This is a genomic window from Streptomonospora mangrovi, from assembly GCF_027604915.1.
In the GTDB taxonomy this organism is placed as follows: Bacteria; Actinomycetota; Actinomycetes; order Streptosporangiales; family Streptosporangiaceae; genus Streptomonospora; species Streptomonospora mangrovi.
Window position 1 is genome coordinate 1 of the sequence record NZ_JAJAQC010000109.1, and the last position, 4,647, is coordinate 4,647.

Below are 4,647 nucleotides of genomic sequence, written 5' to 3' on the forward strand. Positions count from 1 at the left end.
GGGGGCGCGGCGGGGCGCCGCCGCGCCCCCGGCGGGGTTTCGGGCGGCCCCGCGCGGCGGTCCCGCGCCCCGGCGCCGGCGGCGGGCGGGGCGGTCACCAACCGTGCACCGCGCCGCCGGGGGCCTTCACGCGGCGCACCGCCACCGGGCGGCGCACGCGCCCCGCGCGGCGCCGTGCTCCGCCGCCGCTCCCCCACACACCGCGCCGCACACACCACCGCCCGCGCCCCCTGCTGCGGGACGCGGGCGGTGGTCGGGCGGTGCGGGCCGGCGGTCAGCGGGTGGGACCGGCGGCCGACTCGGCCACGCGGCGGTGGGAGCGGTCCACCTCGAACTCCAGGCCGTCGTCGCCGACCTCCACCAGGACCCGGTCGCCGGGCGCGACCTCGCCGCCCAGCAGCATGGACGACAGCCGGTTGCCCACGCTGCGCTGGATGGTGCGGGCCAGCGGCCGGGCGCCGTACTCGGGCTGGTGGCCGGCCGCCGCGAGCCACCGCACGGCGGTGTCGGTGAACTCGACGGCGATGTCCTGGGCGTGCAGCCGGCGCTCGGTCTCGTCCAGCAGAAGCCGGGTGATCCGGCCGAGCTGGTCGTCGGTGAGCGGGCTGAACACGATGATCTCGTCGATGCGGTTGAGGAACTCCGGGCGGAACTCCTCGCGCAGCCGGGCCATGATGCGGTCCTGGGTGCCCTGGCCGCCCGTCATCTCGCCGGTGAACCCGATCGGTCCGCCGCCGGTGACGAACTCCGAGCCGAGGTTGCTCGTCATGATCACCACGACGTTGCGGAAGTCCACGGTCCGGCCCTGGCCGTCGGTCAGCCGCCCGTCGTCCAGCAGTTGCAGGAGCAGGTTGAAGATGTCGGGGTGGGCCTTCTCGACCTCGTCCAGCAGCACGACGGTGTAGGGCTGGCGGCGCACGGCCTCGGTGAGCTGCCCGGCCTCCTCGTAGCCCACGTAGCCGGGCGGCGCCCCCACGAGGCGGGCGGCGGTGTGGCGCTCCTGGAACTCGCTCATGTCGAAGCGCACCATCCGCTCCTGGGAGCCGAACAGCGCCTCGGCCAGCGCGCGGGCCAGCTCGGTCTTGCCCACGCCGGTGGGCCCCAGGAACAGGAAGCTGCCGATGGGCCGGTCGGGCGAGGCCAGGCCGGCGCGGGAGCGGCGCACGGCCTCGGCGACCGCGCGCACGGCCTCGTCCTGGCCTACGACGCGCTGGTGCAGGCGCTCCTCCAGCCCCGTGAGCCGCTCCCGCTCCTCCTGGGTGAGTTGGGAGACGGGGATGGAGGTGATGCGCGAGACCACCTCGGCGATGTCGTCCACCCCCACCTCGGGCACCCGCTCCGGTCCGGAGTCGCGGGTGCGCGAGATCTCCTCGCGGGTGCGGCCGATCTCGTCGCGCGCCTGGGAGGCGGCCTCGTAGTCCTCCTCGCGGACCGCCTGCTCCTTGCGGGCCTCCAGGTCGCGCAGGCGCTCCTCCAACTGCCGGACGTCGACGCTGGGCCGCTTGGCGCGCAGCCGCACCCGCGCACCGGCCTGGTCGACCAGGTCGATGGCCTTGTCGGGCAGGAAGCGGTCGGAGACGTAGCGGTCGGAGAGCTGGGCTGCGGCGACCAGGCTGTCGTCGCTGAAGCGCACCTGGTGGTGGGCCTCGTAGCGGTCGCGCAGCCCGCGCAGGATCTCCACGGTGTCCTCGACCGAGGGCTCGGAGACCAGCACCGGCTGGAAGCGCCGCTCCAGGGCGGCGTCCTTCTCGATGTTCTGCCGGTACTCGTCCAGGGTGGTGGCGCCGATCATGTGGAGTTCGCCGCGCGCCAGCGCCGGCTTGAGCATGTTGCCCGCGCTGACCGCGCCCTCGGCGCCGCCGGCGCCCACCACGGTGTGCAGTTCGTCGATGAAGATGAGCAGCCGGTCGTCGCCGCGGATCTCCTCGATGATGTTGCGCACCCGCTCCTCGAAGTCGCCGCGGTAGCGGGTGCCCGCCACCACGCCCGCCAGGTCGAGCTGGATGAGGCGGTGGCCGCTCAGGGTGTCGGGGACGTCGTTGTCGGCGATGCGCTGGGCGATCCCCTCCACGATGGCGGTCTTGCCCACGCCCGGGTCGCCGATCAGCACCGGGTTGTTCTTGCGGCGGCGGGCCAGCACCTCGATGGTCTGCTCGACCTCCTCGTCGCGGCCCATCACCGGGTCCAGCCGCCCCTCCTCGGCCAGGGCGGTCATGTCGGTGCCGAACTCGGCCAGGTTGGGGGTGGCGCCGCCGTCGGCGCCGCCCTCGCCGGCGCCGCGCGCGGCCGGGCCGGCGCCGGGCGCCCCGGCCTGGCGGGCGGCGGCCTGGAGCGACTCCGGTGTGACGCCGGCGCCGTTGAGCAGCCGGCCCACGCGCGACTCGGCGTTGACCGCCAGCGCGAACAGCATGTGCTCGGGGGCGATGTAGGAGCGGCCCAGGGCGCGGGCGATCTGGTGGGCGTCCAGCAGGGTGCGCTTGGCGGCCGGGGTGAGCGCCGGCACGCCCGGCCCGGCGGTGGGCGCCCGCTCGGCCTCGCCGGCCGCGGCGGCGGCCAGCTCCTCGGGGTCGGCGCCGGTGCGCTGCACCAGGTCGGCGGCCGGGGCGTAGCCCAGCAGCGCCCACAGCAGGTGGGCGGCGTCCAGGTCGGTGCCGTCGGTCTGCGAGGCGCGCGAGATGGCCGATGAGACGACCTCGCGCATGGCCTCGTCCATGAGCTTGGCCAGGTCCACGCGCTGGGTGGAGCGGCGGGCGCCGGCCGAGCCGAAGAACCGGGCCAGAAACTCCTCGAAGGAGCGCGGGTCGAACCCGCCGGCCGGGAAGTCGTGCGACATGGATGGGGCCTCCTCTGCTGGAGCGGGGCGCCGCTCCCCCCGGCTGCGGCGCCCGTGCGGGTGGCGTCGGCGGGTCAGGAGCCGCCGGGCCGGAAGTCGCCCTTGGGCCGGGCCGGCTGGGCGGGGACCCCGTGGGGCGGCGGGTTGCCGGCCGGCCCCTGGCCGCCGGGCGCGACCGCGGAGCCGCCGCGCGGCGCGTCGGGGGTCTCGGGCTGGAACCTCTGGTCGCCGCCGCTGGGCCGGGCGCCGGCCTCCAGTTCGGCCAGCCGGGACTTCAGCATCTCCAGCACCTGGAAGCGGTTGGCGTGGCTGGACTCGTAAGCGATGAGGTCGCGCATCTGCTCGGTGGTCAGCGACCGCACGCGGTGCCGGAGGGCGCCGGCCGGCAGCCCGTCGTAGTCGGCGATCGGGGGCGTGGTGCGCTCTGCGGACATGGAGATCACTCCGTTTCCCGCGGGTGGCCCGCGCCGGCGCCGCCGTGCGGTCCGGCGGGCGCGGCGGCGCGGGCGTGGTCGTGTCCCTGCGGCGGCTACCCAGCGCCGACCTGGCAAAACAGGCGCGAGCGCCCCCCGGCGCGGCGCGGCGGGGGGCGTGAACAGAGCGGTGCGGCGGGCTCAGCCGGTGCGGCGGCCCACGCCGGCCATCAGCAGCGAGCGGTTGGGGGTGAAGGGGGTGTCGGCGGAGACCTGGCGCCAGTCGGCGGCCGGCACCAGGCCGGGCTCCTCCAGCTCGAAGCCGTCGAAGAACCGGGCGATCTCGGCGCGGGAGCGCGCCAGGATGGGCGAGGTGGCCGAGCGGTAGACGTCGCGGATGTCGGCCTCGTCCTCGGCCGCCGGCTGGTCGTCGGCGCACCCGTGGGAGAGGATCAGCATGCTGCCGGGCACCATGGCGTCGCGCAGCCGGCCCACGAGCGCGTAGGGGTCCTCCTCGTCGGGGACGAAGTGCAGGATGGCGGCCAGCAGCACCGCCACCGGCTGGTCGAGGTCGATGAGGGAGCGCAGCACCGGGCTGGCCAGGATGTCGTCGGGGCGGCGCAGGTCGGCCTGGAGCAGGCGGACGTTGTCGGTGGTGGCCAGCAGCGCCTCGCCGTGGGCGATGACGACCGGGTCGTAGTCGATGTAGACCACGCGGGCGTCGGGGGCGACGCGGTGGGCGACCTCGTGGACGTTGTCCTGGGTGGGCAGGCCCGTGCCCAGGTCGATGAACTGGCGGATGCCCGACTCCGCGGCGTGGCGCACCGCCCGGCCCAGAAAGCCCCGGTTGGCCTGGGCGATCGCGGTGATCTCGGGGACCATGGCGATCACCTGCTCGGCGGCGGCGCGGTCGGCGGCGTAGTTGTCCTTGCCGCCGAGGTAGTAGTCGTACATCCGCGCCACGTTGGGGGTGGTGACGTCGACCCCCTCGGGGGCCGGACCCTGGCCTTCCACGCGTCGTCCTCCATCCGCAGGGGCGGCGCGCCGGCGGCGCCGCGAGCTGAAATGGAACCAGGTCCGGCGAACCATTGCAATCGCCTGCGCGGCGCCCTTTTTCGGACACGGGAAAGCCGCTGGCCAAAGGGATGTGAGCAATTCGGGGTCCGCTCGCGCGCCCGCGCGTTCGGCGGCGCGGGTAGACTCCTCCTCGGTTAGTTCAAAACTAAACCAATTGCGCGCCCGGCCCTCCGGCCCCGACCGCGCGCGGCGCTCCCGGCGCCCCCGGTCCGCGCCGCCGGCCCCGCCGCGCGCCGCCGCCCGCGCGGGCGGCGCCCCCGACCGCCGCTTCCCATGACCGCGCCCGCGAGACCGTCCGTCCCGGTCGCGCGGGCGCGCCCCCGC

At 75.8% G+C, this 4,647-nt stretch carries 3 protein-coding genes; all 3 read right to left on the reverse strand.

The window, feature by feature from the left end; genetic code table 11:
• Positions 1-274 precede the first annotated feature (274 nt).
• Positions 275-2,833 carry an ATP-dependent Clp protease ATP-binding subunit gene (locus tag LG943_RS27535; RefSeq protein WP_270075304.1) on the reverse strand — a complete coding sequence of 853 codons (2,559 nt, stop codon included), beginning with the start codon at positions 2,831-2,833 and terminating at the stop codon, positions 275-277.
• A gap of 74 nt (positions 2,834-2,907) precedes the next feature.
• Entirely contained in the window at positions 2,908-3,267 is a 360-nt protein-coding gene (locus tag LG943_RS27540) for a hypothetical protein (protein WP_270075305.1), read from the reverse strand.
• Positions 3,268-3,447: 180 nt separating this feature from the next.
• A complete protein-coding gene (locus LG943_RS27545) occupies positions 3,448-4,260 on the reverse strand; it encodes an SAM-dependent methyltransferase (protein WP_270075306.1) in 813 nt (270 codons plus the stop codon).
• Positions 4,261-4,647 lie beyond the last annotated feature (387 nt).

Bases quoted from the DNA above. Each gene is read 5' to 3' on its own strand.
- LG943_RS27535 (WP_270075304.1), bottom strand. From the start codon at position 2,833: ATGTCGCACGACTTCCCGGCCGGCGGGTTCGACCCGCGCTCCTTCGAG.
- LG943_RS27540 (WP_270075305.1), bottom strand. From the start codon at position 3,267: ATGTCCGCAGAGCGCACCACGCCCCCGATCGCCGACTACGACGGGCTG.